Consider the following 18354-nt stretch of genomic DNA (forward strand, 5'->3'; position numbering starts at 1 on the left):
TGCCACTCCACGGCTATACGCAACCCTTTTATATACTTTGGCTTGTATGTTACTTCGCTGTTGGCTATCCAGTGCGGGGCTTGTGGCATATCATTGCCATTTACATTCTTCACCTGGTCGCTGCTGCGTGTGCTTAAAGCAAAATCTTCAAAGCGGTGTATCGCGTTTGTTCCGCCAAAGCGAATAAACCATTGGTCGTCCGGTTTATACGTAAGGCTATATTCTACACCGCGATGCAGTGTTTTACCGGCACTCTGATAATCGTACGAATTATCCGGCTGTCGAATGCTGAGTAATTCTTTGTGACCATTCATCTGGTATACCGCTGCATCGATATATACTTTGTTCTCGAACAGCGAAGCCCAGCCACCCAGTTCTATATTGTCAAAACGCGCAGGCTCCAGGTTGTAGTAAAATTCAGTAGGAGCAGCAGGGTCTGCTGTTGGTTTCTTGCGGAAGACTGATGTGAGGCCTGGAGGGGAAAATCCCTGGCTATAGTTTACATAAAGTCCTTTACCGTTACCTAAATCATAAGTCGCACCGATCTTGGGCGTAACACGTTCGTAAGCTTTGTTACCGGAAGTTGCATCGAGGTAATTCTGGTAGTCGAACGACATACGGTCATACCGCGCTCCTACGGTAACTTTCAATCGCTCCACCGGGTTCATCTCCACCTGACTATATATAGCGGAGTTCACCAGATTAGCCTGATACTTTGAAAGGAAAACATCTTTATCTTCTTTCAGCAAAGTATATTTCTCTACAGACTTGCCATCCGGCCGCAATTGTGCTCCGAGCTCGGTCTGATACGACCAGTAATTGGTGGGCGAGTAATCGATGCTTCCGCCTGCCAGTATGCGCGATTGTAAAAAAGGAAGTTTTATGCTGTGTTGCAGTATAGCACCTTTGCTATAGAAACTGTTTCGGTTTACTTCACCGGTAGCCGATGTGCTTCCGCTTGTCCAGCGAATAGAGTAATTCGGATTTTGCTCTATATAATTATCACGATAGAAAAGCGTCAGCATCGTTTCATGACTGGCGTTCCATTGATGTGTAACCGTAAAGCGTGTGCGTTGAGAATGTACTTTGCGATAAGTAAAGTCGGTGGTACTGGTATATTCCCGGTTATAGAATGCTATACTATCCACACTGCCCGACATATCGGAGTTATACTCATTGCCGGAAAAGGCTAAGGTAAAATTCGTTTTAGCAGTGAGCGCATAATCCAGTCGGGCGTTGATCGAAGACTTATCATAGTCAGAATACGTCTGCCACGAATCGCGCTGCTTTGCCTGAAATCCTCCTATATATATACCCAGCTTCTTCGTGATCATCCCTCCTGCTCCGTATTGAATGCGTTTGTAGCCCCATTGATCAACCTGTATACCTACGCTGGCCGTAGGTAATGCGGTAGGTCTGCGGGTAATAAAATTGATCGCGCCACCTACTGCCTCTGGTCCATAGAGCGATGATGCTGGCCCCTTTACTACTTCTACCGTAGAGATAGACATCACGTTCATTTCGATCAACGCATTGTGATTGAACACGCCCATCGGCCGGATAGGTATACCATCTTCCATATACAAAAAGTAAGCAGATGTACCCATCGGCTGGCGTATAGCCATAGCGTGTTGCTCGTTGTTATAGTTAAGCATTACTACACCGGGTACTTTGTTGATCAATTCATTCAGCAAGACAGGCTTGGCATCATTGATCATTACCGATGATATTTTACTGATCGCCACCGGGGCATCCGTGCGCAATGCGGCTTCGCGGTTGGCCGTGATCACTACCTGTTGCAGGTTGTTTACCGAAGGTTGCAAAGCGATAACCAGTGCCTCGCTGCCGGTAAAGGTTACCGTTTGTTTATCATACCCGATATAGGATACTTCGAGCAGTATATCTGTGGAAGAAGTGGTAAGCTGAAAGGCGCCATGTATATCGGTTACTGCGCCAATGCCGGTGCCGGGTATAGATACCGTGGCACCTATAAGAGGTTCTTTTGTTTGGCTGTCGAGTATCTTTCCATGCACTACTTGCTGTGCGTATGCAGGACATGCCAGTGTGAGTATAGCGAATACAATCCGTATATATATCTTTTTCATGATCAGAATAGTCAACGGCAACGTATAGCAGCATCTCTTGTACACATGCATGATGCAATAGTTACAAGACGAACGTATACTTGCGCGGATGGACGAGAATCAGCAGACTCTCAATCGGTATAAATAAAAAAATGTAAAAAGGCTCCCGTACGGGAAAAACAGATTATGAAAGAAGTGCGGGCGGATGAAATATAGCCGTAGAAAAATCAGCGGAAACTGTATGGCTATAGCCGGTATAGGCAATCGAAGCATGATTCACCACCGGGTTGCAGCTATATTTCATTTCAGACATAACAAACACAGGTATCTCGAGTTTGTGTTTGCCAACAGGGGCTTCCTGTTTTTCGGTTTCAGTTACCAGCTTCAGGTTCTTGTTCAGGAAACACTGGCCATAACACATCGTAATTGGATTATCTTTGTTTACGCACAACTCCTCGGCAATATAGCCGCGGTTCAATTGAAAATATGTTACCAATCCCAGCATATACATGCTTTGGGCCGACATTAAGAAGATGAGCGCTATGGCAACGATTCTTTTCAACCGGGGCAAAGGTAATCGAAAGTCGTTTCCATCAAACCGGCAGATAATAATTTATTAATTAGGCTGGGCCGGAAAGCCATTGTTTGATTTTTACATTTTTATGTTTGAATGTTGTTATCCGATCACTGCTATAACAAAAGATATTCGCCTCTTGAAACTTAACTAAATAACTGAACCATGATACAAGCAAAAGGATATGCCGCGCAGAGCGCGACCACCAATCTCGCCCCCTGGAATTTTGAAAGACGTGAAGTGGGTGCGCATGATGTACAGTTTGATATACTTTACTGTGGCATTTGCCACTCCGACCTGCACCAGATCCGCGATGAGTGGGGTGGTTCTGTTTTCCCGATGGTACCCGGTCATGAGATCGTAGGCAAGGTAGTAAAGGTTGGTGCACATGTTAAAAAATTCAAAGTAGGCGATCTCGCAGGTGTGGGTTGCCTCGTTGATTCTTGCAGAACATGCGACAACTGTAAAGATGGTCTCGAACAATATTGTACCAATGGTGTATCACCAACCTATAATGGTTACGAGCAGGATCGCAAGACACCTACGTTTGGCGGATACTCCAATACCATAGTGGTACATGAAGATTTTGTATTGCGTATACCCGAAAAATTATCACTGCCGGCAGTAGCTCCTTTACTCTGCGCAGGTATAACCACCTACTCACCACTGCGCCACTGGAAAGTAGGCAAGGGTCATAAACTCGCTGTGCTGGGTCTTGGCGGACTCGGCCACATGGGCGTAAAATTTGGTGTAGCCTTTGGTGCTGAAGTAACTGTGCTCAGTTCTTCTCCTTCGAAAGAAGCAGCCGCCAAACAATTAGGTGCGCACAAGTTTGTTGTTACTTCTGACAAGAAGCAACTCGACAGTGTGCGTGGCTCTTTCGATTTTATACTCGATACAGTATCAGCAGAGCACGATCTGAATCTATACCTGTCGTTACTGAAAACAAACGGAACGCATATATGTGTAGGTGTACCTTCTGAGCCTGCTGCTGTTGCTGCCTTCAGCATCATTGGTGGAAGAAAGAGTCTGGCAGGTTCTATGATCGGTGGCTTACCGGAAACACAAGAGATGCTCGACTTCTGCGCTGAACACAACATTGTTTCAGATATTGAGCTTATCAATATACAGGATGTTGATAGAGCATTCGACCGCATGGTGAAAGGCGATGTTCGCTATCGCTTTGTGATCGACATGGCATCGCTCTAGTATATATACTGCTATATAAAACGAAAGCATCGAAGGTATATACCTCCGATGCTTTTTTATTCACTACTACACTAACGTCTTTTTATAAAGGTAATCGTTACTCCGATCGCAGCGATTTTACCGGGTTTACCGTGGCAGCACTGATGGATCTATAGCCTACCGTCAGCGCGGCTATCAGGCACGATATACCTATACCGGCTATAAAAATCATCGGCCCTATTTTTATTTTATAGGCAAACTGCTCCAGGTATTTTGTCATAACAAACCAGGCAGCCACTCCGGCAAAAACAAATCCAACCACAATCAGCCGGGCAAACTCCCTCGAGAAAAGCAACAGTATACTTTCCACGGAGGCACCCAGTACCTTACGTATGCCAATCTCTTTGGTTTTCTGATTGGCCATAAAAGTAGCTAGGCCAAATAATCCGAGGCATCCTATAAAAATGGCGAGCGAAGAAAATATACTTAACAGTATAAATCCTTTCCGCTGGCTTTCGTAGAATCCGCGAATCTGCTCATCGAGAAATTTATAGCTGAATATATAGTTCGGGTACGCTGCCGACCATTTGTCTTGTATCTGCCTGATCGTGCCCTGCATATCCGCACCGTTCAATTTTACCGAGAGACTTCCATAGCTGGTAATATCGTTCAGCAACACTACCGGCCCTATCTCCTGGCTCAGCGACATGGTATGAAAATCCTTCAGTACACCAATTACCGGGTAGGTCTTGTCAAAGATCGTCATCTCTTTACCCACTATGTCCTGCACGTTGTTATAGCCTACGGTTTTCACCAGTTTTTCGTTCACTATAAAACCTCTCATCGTATCCAGGTCTCCCAGGTTCTCTCCGGCTATCAGCTCCAGATTATACAGGTCAGTATAGTTACCATCTACAAATTTTACCTGTGCATCAAATGTATCATCCTGTTTACCGGCTATAGCAAAGGTAGTGCCGGTAGTACTGCCGGATGATGGCGGAGTGTTATTAAGACTCGCCTTGGCTACACCGGACAATCGCAGAATCTCGTTCTTCAGTGTACGCATCTTTCCGGAGCCTTGCGCTATAGCAGGCTCTTCGGCTTCCGGTATAGGAATAACAATTACCGCATCACGATCGAAGCCAAGATCCTTCTTCTGCAGAAAGTCCATTTGCTGCATAACCACAATAGAACCGATCACAAAGAACTGCGAGATAAAGAACTGCACAATCACCAATCCCCTGCGCAAGGTATATCCCGAAGAATTTTTATTGGTTGCTAAATTCTTCAGTGCCTGTGCAGGTTTAAATCCGGAAACAACAAATGCAGGATATATACCGGAGAATACGGTTACTATAATTGTTACACCCGCCAGATATAGCCACACGATTGCATCACTCTGCAGATTTAGCGCGAGGCTGGTTTTCATAAACGGGTTGAGGAACAACAACGCTATTTGTGTAACAGCCACCGAAAGAAGCACTGAAGTTGCTGTTATCAAAAAAGTTTCTCCCAGAAACTGCATCACCAGCTGGCCACGCGTGCTGCCCAATGATTTTCGGATACCCACTTCCTTCGAGCGCTTGATAGCTTCGGCAGTATTGAGGTTAATAAAATTTATACATGCTGTAACAAGCAGAAATATAGCGATCACACTCAGTGCCACCAGCATTGGCTTCGGCATCGTGTTGTTGGAGTAATTACCGAAGCGCGCATCCGAATGGACTTCATTCAAGGGCTGCATCAGGAAGGTACGATCAGCCGGATTTTCAACCATGTATTTTTTTACAAATGCAGGTATACGTGCTTCAATCTTGCTTAGCGGTTCGCGCTCTTTCAGCAGGAAATAACATTGATCGTCACTCCATATACTTCCCCAACCGTTCTCTTCCATTTTCTTCTTGATCGTAACAGCCGATAACATCAGGTCAAAAGGAAAATCGGTATTGACAGGATAATCTTCCATTACCGCAGAAATTTTATAGTCGATGTCGTTATGCTTTACAATCTCGCCGATCACATCTTCTTTACCGAAATAGCGCAGCGCACCTTTACGCGATATAATTGCTTCGTTCGGTTCATCGAGCGCTTTCTCTGAAGAGCCCGTCAGAATTTTACGATCGAATATTTTAAAGAACGATGGTTGTGTAAACACCATGTTATTATCGCTCTCATACTTCTTTACCACTCCGTCTTTCTCGATGGTGATCATCGCACCGGAACGAAACGAAGTGAACACCACTTCTTCTGCTTCCGGAAAATCCTGTTTAAACGTTTCGGTTAAAACATCGGGAGTGCCCGAAGTAAATCTATCGCCATTATTACCTTTGGATTTGGTAACGATCCGATAGATACGATCGCTCTTGGTATGATAGCGATCAAAACTGGAAGAATGTTTTATTACCAGGAAGAGCACCAGGCTGCTGGCTATACCCAGCGTGAGTCCTGTTACGTTCATGATAGTATTTACCTTCTCACGCATCAGCGCACGAAGTGTAGTCTTGAAGTAATTACGGATCATAGGCTATATACTTGTCAGAAGAGTACAAACTGTTCTCTTCCGTGTCGAAGCCGCTATTACAAAGGTCAAGCCATTTTGAAAAGAAATGTAAAATCACACATTTACCTATACTTCTTGTTCAGTTACGAAGATCAATCGTTCGGCACCGGACGCGCATCGCTGAGAACTGTGCGCTATTCTTTCGCATCGTTTATCTCGAGCCAGTATCCGTCAGGGTCTTGTAACCAGATCTGTTTTACACCATCTACCCGCGTGGTCACCGCCAGCTTTGCACCATCGCGATCTTCCCAGGGTATATGATTCTTTTTAAGAAGTGTTGTAAAAGCATCTACCGATGCAACACTAAAACAGGTATGCTGATTTTTATAGTATTCTTTTTTCTGATCGGCACCTTCAATCACATGCATCGCTACACCGGGCGCTATACGGAACCACACATGCTTGCCATCGTGAAAAGGTTCGGGAATCGTATCAAGGCCAATGATGGATCGATAAAATGTGGCCGAAGCTTTTACATCTTTCACATAGATAGCGGTGTGATTGAGAACCGCTTTACGGGCTGGTGCCTGTGCCTGTATAGAGGTAGCATAGCTAACCAGTATTATTACTACTACCGGGAGCAGGATAAATTTTTTCATACGTTCGTGTTTCGATTATTGGTGGCCGAAGAGCCACGGTTAAATTCTTATCAAAGTATTCAATTGCACATCACGGTCAAAATATCTTTTGATAAGTGGCTTGTTCAAGTATTGGAGATGAGAATCTTTACCGATTCGTGCAGGCGTTTCTGTAGCAACCCTGACCAAAGGCATCGGCTTTAATACACACAACGATCCTTACCGTATGAAATTTCAAGTCTGCGCTTCATTCACAAGCGAATCATGTGTAACTTCCCTACGCTGAAGGTTTACCGGTTACGGTTATAAAAACATCCATACTATGTCTATACAAGAACTTATAAACCGGGTTGATTACGAAGGCTTGCACGAAGCACTCACGCAACAGCCAGAGCTTGCCAACGAAGGTATACCGTTCGATGATGCCAATCGCATCAAGGCACATCCGCTGCATCGCCTCTGCGATGGTGTGTTTGCCGGAACCTATACTGACCATGAAGCTGCGGAGATGGCCAAAATATTTCTGGCGCATGGCGCTGCTGTGAATGGCTATGGCTTTGAAGAGAATCGCGATACACCGCTGGTAGCAGCCGCCAGTTTACATGCCGATGAAGTGGCGCTGCTATATATAGCGCACGGTGCTGATATACATCATGGTGGTTGCCACGGAGGCACTGCTTTACATTGGGCTGCCTGGTGCGGACGCGATATAGTCGTTGAACGACTCTTGCAGGAGCGGCCGGAGATCAATCGCCTGTGTATAGATTTTAAAAGTACAGCATTGTTATGGGCCGTGCATGGTTATCGTTTTGGTGGTGATACCAACCGACACAACCAGGTAGCCTGTGTACAATTACTGCTGCAGGCAGGAGCTGATGCCAGCATCCCCAACCTGGAAGGCTACACGCCACTTGAATTTCTGCAACCGGAAGATGATGCACTGCGTGCTTTACTAATCCACGCCTGACTATATATATACTATGCATACGCTGGACGATATTATTGTGCAGATTGAATTACACTCTATAGAAGGCATTCGTGCCTGCTTCGCCAAAGGTGTTAGTGCAAATGCTGTTTTCAGAAATGAGCCGCTGCTCTATGAACTCACCAGCGAATATACCCGTACTCCGCGTTTTAAAGAATGTGTAAAAGCTTTTGTTGATCATGGTCTTGTGTTTGATGACGGTGTATTGCTTGCCGTGCTCCTGAATGATGCACCGGCACTTTCACAGCACTTGCAACATAACCCTGCAGCGGCTTTCAGCAAATATACCTTGCGGTGTGCCTATACGCCTTTGCATGAAGCATCCCTGCTGCATATTTGCGCAGAGCTTAATCATGTAGCCTGTGCGGAAGTACTGGTACAGGCCGGTGTGCCGGTAAATATAGCGGCCGGTATAGATGAACATGGCTTCGGAGGACAAACGCCTATATTTCATACAGTCAATCAAAACTCGAATAACTCTGCGGCCATGATGCAATTTCTATTGGAGAAATCGGCTGATCTGAAACTCACCGTTCCCGGATTGATCTGGGGGAAAGGTTATCCCTGGGAGACACTCATACCTTCCGTGAATGCCATTAGTTATGCTATGATGGGACTACTGCCACAAATGCACCGCGATGAACGCACCACCGTAAAGACAGTAGCTATACTGCTGAAACAGGCTTATGGTATAGAATATACTCCTCGAAATATTCCGAATGACTACCTGCAAAACTGATCTATAGCAGCTGTTGCCGTTGTAACGATACAGGTTACAACCACCGGTTGGCTTATACCAGCCGTTGCCGTAATTCTGTGCAACAAAAAAGTATAATGCCCCAGGCCGGAGCACCATGTTTTCTTTACTTTTGTTCGTATAAAATCAATCACAACAATATGATACGTGTAATTGTAACAGGCGCCACAGGTATGGTGGGAGAAGGTGTAGTATATGAATGTCTACAGCACCCCGGCATTGAACGCGTATTGGTAATAAACCGAAAGCCTTCCGGCATATCGCATCCGAAACTGAAAGAAGTTATCCATGCCGATTTCTACAATTTGTCGGCCATAGAAGATCAGCTGGTTGGTTACAACGCCTGCTTCTTTTGCCTCGGAGTTTCTTCGGTCGGCATGAAGGAGCCCGATTACTTTCGTGTTACGCATACACTTACTCTGCACGTAGCCGATACGTTGTGCCGCCTCAACCCGGATATGACATTCTGCTATATTTCCGGTGCCGGTACGGATAGCAGCGAAAAAGGCAGAAGCATGTGGGCACGTGTAAAAGGTAAAACGGAAAACGATTTGATGAAACTTCCGTTTCGCCAGGTATATGCTTTCAGGCCAGGCTTCATCAAGCCGATAAAGGGATTATCGCGTACACACAGTTTCTATAAATATATAGGCTGGATGTTTCCCATAGGCCGCGCGTTGTATCCCTCCGGCTTTTGCACACTGCCCGAATTGGCGCAGGCATTGATCAACAGTGCCGGTATCGGCTATAGCAAAAAGGTATTGGAAGGTACCGACATCATTGCACTAGCCAAAGCCTGATGCTACCGCTATGAGCACCAACAGTCACCTTCATTCCATCCAGGATATATTCTTCGCCTGCAACGAAGATAAATATATAGCAACCGAACACTTTATACCGGAGCACGGGCTATCGCATATATACTCCGGAGAAGTTACCGTTACTGAGCTCGACAAGAGCTATACACTCCGTGCCGGAGATACAGTGCTCTTCGCGCGAAATCAATTGGCCAAGTTTGTGAAGCATCCCGGTAAAGACGAGCCCTTCCGGTCGGCAGCTATATTTTTCAGACGTCCTTTTTTACAAAAATACTATACGGAGCATCGTCCTCTTTCTATAAAAGAATCACTCAAGAATCTATACTTTTCCAAGGAACCGTTGGTGGATAGTCTCTTTGCTTCACTGCGTCCGTATAGCGAACTGACATCGCTGCCGCAGGAGCTGATCGATATAAAAATACAGGAAGCGATCACGATCCTTCGCTCGCTCGACAAGCGCACTGATGCTATACTCGGAACGTTTGGTGAACCGGGCAAGATAGACCTGGCGGATTTTATGCAGCGCAATTATACTTTCAATATATCGCTGCAACAATTTGCGTATCTCTCCGGCAGAAGCCTCGCTACCTTCAAGCGCGATTTTCAAAAAGTGTTTCATACTTCGCCACAGCGCTGGCTTTCGGAGAGACGATTAAAGCAGGCACACTTTCTTATTGCCGAACACAAGCAAAAACCTTCTGATGTATACCTCGAAGTAGGTTTCGAGAATCTCTCCCACTTCTCTGCTTCCTTCAAGCAGATGTTCGGCTACAATCCGTCCAGTATTGCGTGAACTACTGGCAAAACAATCTTTGAGCATCCAGACAAAATCGTCTCGCTGTTCTGTGCAGACCTTTGCCCTCGAACAAATGATCATGAGCCAGTTGAAGTAATCGCATGAAACGCTGGATGTATAGCTTTGTGCTATACATACCATGGCTTTGCATTGCCGGAACCGTTGCGTATCTTTCCTGTATGGATACTCGGAAAATTATACGGGCTTGCGCGATTGTAGTGATCATGGCTTCGAACATCGGCTGCGACCAGGTTTCGAAAGATATAATCCGGAAGCGTATAGCAGACCGTGAAACGATCAGCTTTCTGCACGATCACCTCATGGTGATGAAAGTGGAGAACCAGGGTTCATTCCTGAGTATCGGACATGATCTTCCGCAGCCGCTGCGCGGTATACTGCTCACCGGCATTCCGTTGGGAGTACTGATGCTTGCCTTCCTGTATATACTCAGCAGAACAGGTCTTTCCAGGCTTACGCTTACTGGGGCTTGCTTTATTTTAGGAGGAGGCTTTGGCAATGTATACGACAGGCTTATGTATGGCTCGGTTACCGATTTCCTGCACATCGATTTTATACTGTTTCAAACCGGTATCTTTAACATGGCGGATGTCTCCATTATGGTGGGCATCGGTATGATCATAACGGATGCACTATACCAGCGGAAAAATATCTCCGATACGTTATTGCCCTAAGCTATATATACTGCTGCCGGCATCAGAACTGCCGGTTGTTGTTAATCCAGTTTCGGAGTTCCTCTATTTCTTCGTTCTGATCTTCGATCATCTTCGCTGCCATTTCTTTCAGGCCGTGATCGTGCCCGTACTTCAATATCGACTGTGCCATGGCAATCGCGGCTACGTGATGCATAATCATGAGTGTAGCGAAATCGCGATCTATATTTCCTTTCAATGACTGCGACTCTGCACTCTTATCCATTTGCGCCATCGTTTCATCCAGGTCAGCATCGAATCGCGCACCGCTGTCGGATGCAACTATAGTATGGCCCAGCAGAAATGTATCGAGGCGTGCTACTTCTTCCGTTTGCCTGGTAATCAATTGTCGCGCAATTTTCTTCAGCCCTGCATCACTTCCTTTCTCGAGTTGTTTATTGGCCATGGCAATGGCGCCCTGGTGGTGCATCTTCATCATGCTGGCAAAATCGCGATCAGCATCTCCGGTAAGTGATGCTGCTTTCATGTCGTCAGACATATTTCGCATGATCGCCATGATCTCGCTGTTGTTGGTATCAGGCTCATCGTGGCAGGCTACAGACAGGCACATGATTGCCGGAAGCAGGAAAGGAAGTATTATACGTGTATTCATACGCTGAAACCTTTTTAATGTGAAGAATGATCGGGAGAACTGACATACACTTAATATCTATGCCTGCCCTCCGGTTTTCAACGAAAAATGATCAGCATATAATTTACGCACAATAACCGGTATACTCAATACCGTTTGCAGAAATATACTTTCGCTTGTGGATGGCCGTCTACAAGCGAAGCGTGCTTATTCTATATATTATGAATATTTGCCGCGGCTAGCGCTTCTCATAATAGACGCCTACTTCGGCAATGGCCGGTGGCTCGCTAAATTCATCGAACGAGATACGGATGCGATCGCCCCATACACGATCAAAACGGTGCAGGTTAAATTTACCTTTACTGTCGGCCGTTACCAGTGGTTTCCAGGTACCGTTGCTATAATATTGTATATGATACTTCTTAACACGCGGTGATGCTTCCATAATGCTGATCGCATTAAACGGCTTCTCTCGGTCCAGCACTATCTCCAGCCACGGCTGCTTCACAGTCGGGTTCGATTGCCATGCCGTAGAGAAATCATCGTCATTGGCAAAATCCATAATCCACATATCATCGCTCCAACTGCTGAAGGCAGGCTGATGCTTGGCGATGTTGGATGAAATGATCGGAGCTTCACCTGCCGGAAGTTTACCAACAACCCCTTGTGGTTTCCAGCGTTTACCAATTTCCTTCAAAGCATTTACTGCATTGTCATCAATGAGACCGTCACGATTAGGCGCCACGTTAAGAATGAAATTGCAATACGCATTGTTGAATGGTATAATATTATCGTTTACCATTTTTGCCGGATCTTTCACAGCTTCATGCGGAAACTTTGTTTTCCAGAACCAGTTGGGGTTGATGGGCAAACACGACAATGCAGGCAAGCGATTGGTTTCTTTGGATATATGCTGCCCTGCTCCCTGCTCGTATGATTTTATATCGGTATAATATAAAGCCTCTGCCGGATACTTGGCGGCATTCAGATCCATCACCAGGCAATTCGGTTGAATGGATTTGATGAGGGAGTATATTTCTTCAAAAGGTATATCATCGTATGATATGCGCGACCATGGGGCATCCCAGCCATCTATGATCAAGGCCGTGATATCTCCATAGTTTGTGAGTAACTCCGTAAGCTGACGTTTTACCAGCGCAATATGTTCGCGGTTTATCTGGTGCGGACGCAGCTTGTGGTGTGTGTCCAGGATCGAGAAATATAGCATTACTTTCAGACCGTTAGCGCGGAAAGCATTTACATACTCACGCACTACATCTTTCTTCAACGGACTGTTCATCACATTATAGTCAGTTGTCTTGGTATCCCATATAGCAAAACCACTGTGGTGCTTGGTGGTAAGACAACCATACTGCATGTTTGCTGACTTCGCTGCTTTCGCCCACTGGTTACAATCCAGCTTTGTTGGATTAAATATAGCGGGCGATGCTTCCGGGTCGGCCCAGTCGTAATCGAGAAACGTAGGAATGTTAAAGTGAATGAACATGCCAAAGCGCAGATCAACAAATTCCTGTTGCAATTGTGCAAGTGATTTTTGTTCCTGCTTTTGTGCTGTTGCTGCTATAGGCAAAAGTATCCATAGCAAAATAGCAACATGGTTTCTCATCCATCGCTGAAGCTTCATAGGGGAAAGTGATTAGTAATTTTGACGGAATAATGTTTGTGCCGACAAATTACATACAATCATCTAAAGAGCAAGCACGAAATACGAAACCAGTTTCGCTCTGTATTTCACACACGGCACACGGGTACAACCTGCACCAGCCTGGTTGATGTTTCCTATACTCTCTCCATCATTGGCCAACAGGTTTATTTTGTATACCACCGATCAGCTCGAACGAGAAATTATCTTTCGGCTGCACATAGGCAACTTTCGGTGTCACGGTTGCTCCTACTTTCTTCTTCTCAAACGAAGCGGTCATACCAAAATCTATTTTACGGAAGTTGAGCTGGCGTGCACGCCTGATAGTTTGGTATAGCAGCTGCCGGTATAGCTGGTATTGCTGTATATAGTCGTAGTCCATACCTATAAAAGAAGGCACGTAGGTATAATCCAGGTTTTTATAGCAGAACATAACCCCTACCGCTTTGCGTTCGGCACGCGTATCGTGCTCATTCTTCAGATATAGTACTATAAATTCCCACTGCGGATGTGAAGCCATAGCCGTGAATAATTTTTCCGGAAAGGTAAATGTATTCAGGTCGTAGTTGCGCGAGCGTACATTTTCATATAGCGTATAGAAGTGATGTATCTCAGCAGCATCTGTAGTCTGCTTGTGCTCAATATCAAAGTAATTTTCGTAAGGCTGTATATCACTGCGGAAATGCTTGCGCGAACGTGCCGATAACAATGAAAGATATTCTTCGTGCGTGTTCCACTCCATATTCTCTACCACGCACGACTCCGGCATATCTACTTTGATAAATCCCTGGTTATGAAAAAACTCGTTGAGCGATTCATCGGGTTGAAAATCGCGGAGCACGATCATCGATGTACGCAGACTTTCATCCAGTATCTCTACACGATCGAGTAACAAACGCAGTGCATCGTTCCAGGCCGGGTATGTTTTGTTAATATAGCAATGATCGCCTTCGGAAAATAATGAGCCCATACCCAACACTGTAGACGTGAGGTAATATGGATTCTGTTGCCGCTTTTCTTCTATCTGTCGCGATACTGCTGCGGGTGCCAGCATATCGTCTTTCCAGCAAGCCCTGCAGAAAAAGGTTACGATCAATGTATTGGATTGTTTATCGCGAATGATAAAGTAATGGAACGTCCAGTTGTGTTCTTCTTTTTCATTGCTGCAAAATACCTGTTCGAGAAAACGCAAACCATCCCAATCAAATACACTCTTCTTCCCCATCCATTCGTTCCAGTAATTTTTATCAATGGCCTCGATAGATGTTTCGTATTGCACCTGCATATCTTCGCGCACCATTGCTATATCTTTGGATTGCTCCGGTATAGGAAGGTGAAATGCCCTGCGCACTTTGTTCATGGTGGTTTCTGTTTCGGCCAGTGCTTTCGGATAATGATATACCATGGCCTCTACCAATGCCTTCATTTCTGCGCGCTGGTTATGGCGCGAAATTGTCAGACGCACACCGGTGTTCTTTACCGGCACACCGGGATATATACCCAGATTCACAAAGAAACCTTCCTTCATCAAGCGGTTCACAAAATTATAGCCTGTTACCGGCATCCCCGTTCCTATATAGAATACAGGGCAGTTGTTGCGTTCCAGCAAGGGTAAATCGGTATGGCTCAGCAGTACATTAAAATATAGTATATTATCGGCAAGCTCTTGTTGCATGCGGTATATTTCGTCAGACAGATGTATATCTGCCGAAGCACAGGCTGCCGCTACCGAAGCAGGTTCAAGTTGTGCAGAGAAAGTAAGCGGTCCTCCAAACGTTTTTATTCTGCGGTGCATTTCCGGATCAGAAGTTACCAGTACAGCACCGCTCGCACCAAACGATTTGCTCAATGTACCAAACAACAACACACGCTCCGGCAATGTTTTAAGCTGATCCATTACATAGCCCGTTCCATTCTTGCCAACCCAGCTCATGCCGTGCACATCATCAAAGTATAAATGCAGCTGAGGATATTTTTTATAGAGGTACATCAGCTCCGGTATAGGAGCACAATCGCCATACATGGAATATATACCATCGGCCATATACCAGATCTTGTCGCACTTACGGCTCAGCTCCTTGATCTTGTCTTCGAGCATATCGAGATTACTGTGGCGAATCAACTCTACCGGTATACCACGCGGCTTCAGTAACTGGCAGGCATTGTGCATGCTCCAGTGCGCCTGGTGATCGATGATCACGCCATCTTCATCGCGCACCGCACAGGGAATTACACCGATATGCCCCAATGTACTGTTCTTCGTTACAACGATGGGGTTATTGTACATGCGGAAGAGTCGCTCTTCCAGGGCACGGTATAGTACAAACGACACGTACGATTTTGAAAGCGGAAACTGTGTTCCGTATTTCTCTATAGCATCGATCGCTGCAAGCTTGAGCCGCGGGTCTTGCTCAAGGCCGAGATAACCGGTAGTGCCGAAGTGGTAAAGATCCTGATCACCAATTCGTATATGCCTTCCGGTAAACGCACTATCTTCGGAGTACAAATGAAGTACACCGCTCTTGATGGCATCTGAAAATACTTCATCAACGGTATCCAGAAAACTGTTATGCTTGAATTTAGCCATGGTGGATTTTTTTTAGCTGACCTTTACTAATATAGCAATACAAACTCTATATATCTATCCCATTTGGATGGGTGGATAACAGGAAGTGGGGTAATATTTCAACACTGCTTTAGATATTTAGGCGTACACTGTTATGTAAATCCGACAAAACAATTAACTTTCGTATATATAGTAATGTCGTTATAGTCATTCCGCATGCAAAGACCCGAGTTTGAAAATGAATACGCCAGGTTCTGGATAGAGGCTGGCGTAGTATTCTTCGTTTATAAAATGAACGCTGTTATTGATCTTGCCGCAGCAAAGCAAATTGTGTCTGACAGGATCCAATTTCAGAAACAAGCAGACTACCCGGTATATTGCGACATTCGCGGCCTGAAGAGTGCTGATAAATCAGCGCGCGATTATTTAGCAAAAGAAGGCTCTGCATATACAAAGGGCGTTGCAGTGGTTGTTGACAGCCCCATGTCAAAGATCATTGGTAATTTCTATATGGGATTAAACCGGCCAACTACTCCTACACGTTTGTTTACCGATGAAAGCGAAGCGCAGAAATATCTGCAGCAGTTTGTTTCCTAAAAATCGTTTACCAGTTTTTACCGGCAGTATTTTTTGTGGGCAGTGAGAAGAAGAACGTAGCACCCCTGTTCACTTCTGCTTCTGCCCATACACGACCACCGTGTTTGGAAACGATTCGCTTTACAATAGCCAGTCCTATACCGGTGCCTTCAAACTCGCGCACTCCGTGCAACCGCTGAAATACACCAAAGAGTTTATCAGAATAGCGCATGTCGAATCCTACACCATTATCCTTTACATAAAATATAGTTTCATCGTCACCCGGGTTGGCACCGATCTCGATCCACGGTTCCTTTCCCTTCGATGAATATTTTATAGCATTCGATATAAGATTCACCCACACCTGGCGCAGCAACGACTGATCGCCATATACCTGCGGCAGTGTATGTATACTTACCGAAGCTTTATGATTGGTGCTTTGATTAAACTCGGTAATGATACGCTCTACAAGCTGCGCCATATTTACCGGCAGCTTGGGCACTTCGTTGCGACCGAGTCGCGAAAAATCCAGCAGATCGTCAATGAGCTGGCCCATGCGTTTTACATTGCGCTGTATAGTACCAAACACCGTACGCGCTTCTTCATCCAGGTTCTTCGCGTAACTCTCTTCGAGTATATTGGCATAACCACTCACAGCACGCAGCGGTGCGCGCAGATCGTGCGATACAGAATATGAAAAAGATTCCAGTTCCTGATTCGCAGCTTCCAGTTGAATGATGTTGTTCTGTAGCCGTATCGTTAATTGCCGGATCTGTTCGCCTGCCAGTTTCTCTTTTGTTACATCGCGCTCCGTTACAGCTACCGACTGCTCGCCACTGCTATCGGTAATCAAGGCAGACGATACCAGCACATCGAGTATATTTCGGAATTTGGTAATGCGTTTGGTTTCGTGCGATTCCAGCCTGCCACCTTCCAATACATAGTTGGTAAGTTTCTGCGTTTCCGGTTGCAGGTCGTGTGGTATCAGGTGCCATATCTTCATAGTGAGTGCTTCGGCTTCTGTATAGCCATACATCAGTTGCGCACCTTCATTCCACGAAAGGATATCGCCATGCTTGTTATGTATATAGGTAGCATCCTGCGATTGCTGCACAATTATAGCCAGCAGGTTGCGTATCCGTTCTGCTTCTTTTATAGTAGTAATGTCGCGCGCGTTAAAGAACCATTTGTCACCTTTGTTTACAACGTTCCATTGCAACCATATCTGTTTTTTGTTTTTGGTGTATGATCGTGTTTCGAACGAGATGCGGTCTTCGTATCGCTGGCGAAACTGTTCTACCATCTTCAGATCATCCGGGTGTATAATTTTATTGAGCGCTGCGCCATATACTTCTTCCGGTTCATATCCCAGTATAGTCGTGAACGCGCGGTTTACTTCTTCAAAACCCAATTTCTCCGTATCAATTATACCGATAATATCGGCTGAGTTATTGATGAGCAACGCAGACTTTTCCAAGCGACTGTTCTTCTCGATCAATTCCTTCTTTTGCAAATGCAGCGTAAGGAGTATATCTACTTTAGCACGCGTAATGGCCGGATCGAGCGGCTTGTATAAATAATCGATCGCACCTTCTTCCAGTCCTTTTATAACAAACACGTTATCTTTCTTTACGGCTGAAGCAAAGATGATGGGTATATCTTTTGTTTGCCTTCGTGATTTTAATACACCGGCCACCTCAAAGCCATCCATGCCCGGCATCTGCACATCGAGAATAATCAGGTCTATCTCATTGCGCAGCGCAATCCGAAGCGCTTCGTCACCATCGTTGGCTTTCAGAAAAGTTCTGCCTTCTTTCGCCAGCAGTTCTTCCATGACGAGTATATTTTCAGGGCGATCGTCTACCAGCAAAATCGTAGCCTGGTTGATTGTACGTGACTCCATAGCT

General features: G+C 45.4%; 15 protein-coding genes. 7 read left to right on the forward strand and 8 right to left on the reverse strand.

Going from position 1 to position 18354, the window contains the following annotated elements; translation table 11 throughout:
- Positions 1 to 2105, reverse strand: a 2105-nt coding sequence (locus VIN08_RS02915) for a TonB-dependent receptor (protein ID WP_331959966.1), incomplete at its 3' end; no start/stop codon positions are given.
- Between the two features lie 163 nt (positions 2106 to 2268).
- Positions 2269 to 2646 carry a hypothetical protein gene (locus VIN08_RS02920; protein ID WP_331959969.1) on the reverse strand — a complete coding sequence of 126 codons (378 nt, stop codon included), beginning with the start codon at positions 2644 to 2646 and terminating at the stop codon, positions 2269 to 2271.
- A 177-nt stretch (positions 2647 to 2823) separates the two neighbouring features.
- Here VIN08_RS02920 and VIN08_RS02925 point away from each other — a divergent pair, with 177 nt between their 5' ends.
- Positions 2824 to 3867: an NAD(P)-dependent alcohol dehydrogenase gene (locus VIN08_RS02925; protein WP_331959971.1), complete on the forward strand. Its 1044-nt coding sequence runs from the start codon at positions 2824 to 2826 to the stop codon at positions 3865 to 3867.
- Between the two features lie 97 nt (positions 3868 to 3964).
- Here VIN08_RS02925 and VIN08_RS02930 read toward each other — a convergent pair whose 3' ends face one another.
- Complete coding sequence (locus VIN08_RS02930) at positions 3965 to 6367, reverse strand: ABC transporter permease (RefSeq protein ID WP_331959974.1); 2403 nt, start codon at positions 6365 to 6367, stop codon at positions 3965 to 3967.
- A 173-nt stretch (positions 6368 to 6540) separates the two neighbouring features.
- Positions 6541 to 7005 (reverse strand): VOC family protein, encoded by a 465-nt coding sequence (locus tag VIN08_RS02935; protein ID WP_331959977.1) that lies wholly within the window; start codon positions 7003 to 7005, stop codon positions 6541 to 6543.
- A 301-nt stretch (positions 7006 to 7306) separates the two neighbouring features.
- Here VIN08_RS02935 and VIN08_RS02940 point away from each other — a divergent pair, with 301 nt between their 5' ends.
- The 5 genes from VIN08_RS02940 (at position 7307) to lspA (ending at position 11032) form a co-directional block, all read left to right on the forward strand.
- Positions 7307 to 7951 (forward strand): ankyrin repeat domain-containing protein, encoded by a 645-nt coding sequence (locus tag VIN08_RS02940; RefSeq protein WP_331959980.1) that lies wholly within the window; start codon positions 7307 to 7309, stop codon positions 7949 to 7951.
- Positions 7952 to 7964: 13 nt separating this feature from the next.
- Entirely contained in the window at positions 7965 to 8708 is a 744-nt protein-coding gene (locus tag VIN08_RS02945; protein WP_331959983.1) for a hypothetical protein, read from the forward strand.
- A 158-nt stretch (positions 8709 to 8866) separates the two neighbouring features.
- On the forward strand, positions 8867 to 9526 hold the full coding sequence (locus VIN08_RS02950; RefSeq protein WP_331959986.1) for an NAD-dependent epimerase/dehydratase family protein: 660 nt from the start codon (positions 8867 to 8869) through the stop codon (positions 9524 to 9526).
- A gap of 10 nt (positions 9527 to 9536) precedes the next feature.
- A complete protein-coding gene (locus VIN08_RS02955; protein ID WP_331959988.1) occupies positions 9537 to 10337 on the forward strand; it encodes an AraC family transcriptional regulator in 801 nt (266 codons plus the stop codon).
- Between the two features lie 182 nt (positions 10338 to 10519).
- Positions 10520 to 11032, forward strand: a complete 513-nt coding sequence (gene lspA / locus VIN08_RS02960; RefSeq protein ID WP_331959990.1) for a signal peptidase II — start codon at positions 10520 to 10522, stop codon at positions 11030 to 11032.
- Positions 11033 to 11054: 22 nt separating this feature from the next.
- Here the strand turns inward: lspA and VIN08_RS02965 are convergent, their stop codons facing one another.
- The 3 genes from VIN08_RS02965 to VIN08_RS02975 all read right to left on the reverse strand — a co-directional run bounded on the left by VIN08_RS02965 (position 11055) and on the right by VIN08_RS02975 (position 15892).
- Entirely contained in the window at positions 11055 to 11663 is a 609-nt protein-coding gene (locus VIN08_RS02965) for a DUF305 domain-containing protein (RefSeq protein ID WP_331959991.1), read from the reverse strand.
- Positions 11664 to 11880: 217 nt separating this feature from the next.
- Positions 11881 to 13287, reverse strand: coding sequence for an alpha-L-fucosidase (locus VIN08_RS02970; protein WP_331959993.1), 1407 nt, complete (start codon positions 13285 to 13287; stop codon positions 11881 to 11883).
- Positions 13288 to 13456: 169 nt separating this feature from the next.
- The gene (locus VIN08_RS02975; protein ID WP_331959995.1) at positions 13457 to 15892 is read right to left on the reverse strand and encodes a bifunctional aminotransferase class I/II-fold pyridoxal phosphate-dependent enzyme/GNAT family N-acetyltransferase; all 2436 of its coding nucleotides are present in this window, start codon (positions 15890 to 15892) and stop codon (positions 13457 to 13459) included.
- 195 nt (positions 15893 to 16087) lie between these two features.
- Between VIN08_RS02975 and VIN08_RS02980 the strand changes: the two genes are divergently transcribed.
- Positions 16088 to 16468 carry a hypothetical protein gene (locus tag VIN08_RS02980; RefSeq protein WP_331959996.1) on the forward strand — a complete coding sequence of 127 codons (381 nt, stop codon included), beginning with the start codon at positions 16088 to 16090 and terminating at the stop codon, positions 16466 to 16468.
- 7 nt (positions 16469 to 16475) lie between these two features.
- On the opposite strand, the gene VIN08_RS02985 is transcribed toward VIN08_RS02980, so the two are convergent.
- Positions 16476 to 18350 (reverse strand): PAS domain S-box protein, encoded by a 1875-nt coding sequence (locus VIN08_RS02985; protein ID WP_331959999.1) that lies wholly within the window; start codon positions 18348 to 18350, stop codon positions 16476 to 16478.
- Positions 18351 to 18354: the final 4 nt, after the last annotated feature.

This window comes from Ohtaekwangia sp., assembly GCF_036568665.1.
Lineage (GTDB): Bacteria > Bacteroidota > Bacteroidia > Cytophagales > Cyclobacteriaceae > Ohtaekwangia.

What these genes read in the sequence shown, in the direction of transcription:
- VIN08_RS02925 (WP_331959971.1), top strand. Translation starts at nt 2,824, where the DNA reads ATGATACAAGCAAAAGGATATGCCGCGCAGAGCGCGACCACCAATCTC.
- VIN08_RS02930 (WP_331959974.1), bottom strand. Translation starts at nt 6,367, where the DNA reads ATGATCCGTAATTACTTCAAGACTACACTTCGTGCGCTGATGCGTGAG.
- VIN08_RS02935 (WP_331959977.1), bottom strand. Translation starts at nt 7,005, where the DNA reads ATGAAAAAATTTATCCTGCTCCCGGTAGTAGTAATAATACTGGTTAGC.
- VIN08_RS02940 (WP_331959980.1), top strand. Translation starts at nt 7,307, where the DNA reads ATGTCTATACAAGAACTTATAAACCGGGTTGATTACGAAGGCTTGCAC.
- VIN08_RS02945 (WP_331959983.1), top strand. Translation starts at nt 7,965, where the DNA reads ATGCATACGCTGGACGATATTATTGTGCAGATTGAATTACACTCTATA.
- VIN08_RS02950 (WP_331959986.1), top strand. Translation starts at nt 8,867, where the DNA reads ATGATACGTGTAATTGTAACAGGCGCCACAGGTATGGTGGGAGAAGGT.
- VIN08_RS02955 (WP_331959988.1), top strand. Translation starts at nt 9,537, where the DNA reads ATGAGCACCAACAGTCACCTTCATTCCATCCAGGATATATTCTTCGCC.
- lspA (WP_331959990.1), top strand. Translation starts at nt 10,520, where the DNA reads ATGGATACTCGGAAAATTATACGGGCTTGCGCGATTGTAGTGATCATG.
- VIN08_RS02965 (WP_331959991.1), bottom strand. Translation starts at nt 11,663, where the DNA reads ATGAATACACGTATAATACTTCCTTTCCTGCTTCCGGCAATCATGTGC.
- VIN08_RS02970 (WP_331959993.1), bottom strand. Translation starts at nt 13,287, where the DNA reads ATGAAGCTTCAGCGATGGATGAGAAACCATGTTGCTATTTTGCTATGG.
- VIN08_RS02975 (WP_331959995.1), bottom strand. Translation starts at nt 15,892, where the DNA reads ATGGCTAAATTCAAGCATAACAGTTTTCTGGATACCGTTGATGAAGTA.
- VIN08_RS02980 (WP_331959996.1), top strand. Translation starts at nt 16,088, where the DNA reads ATGCAAAGACCCGAGTTTGAAAATGAATACGCCAGGTTCTGGATAGAG.
- VIN08_RS02985 (WP_331959999.1), bottom strand. Translation starts at nt 18,350, where the DNA reads ATGGAGTCACGTACAATCAACCAGGCTACGATTTTGCTGGTAGACGAT.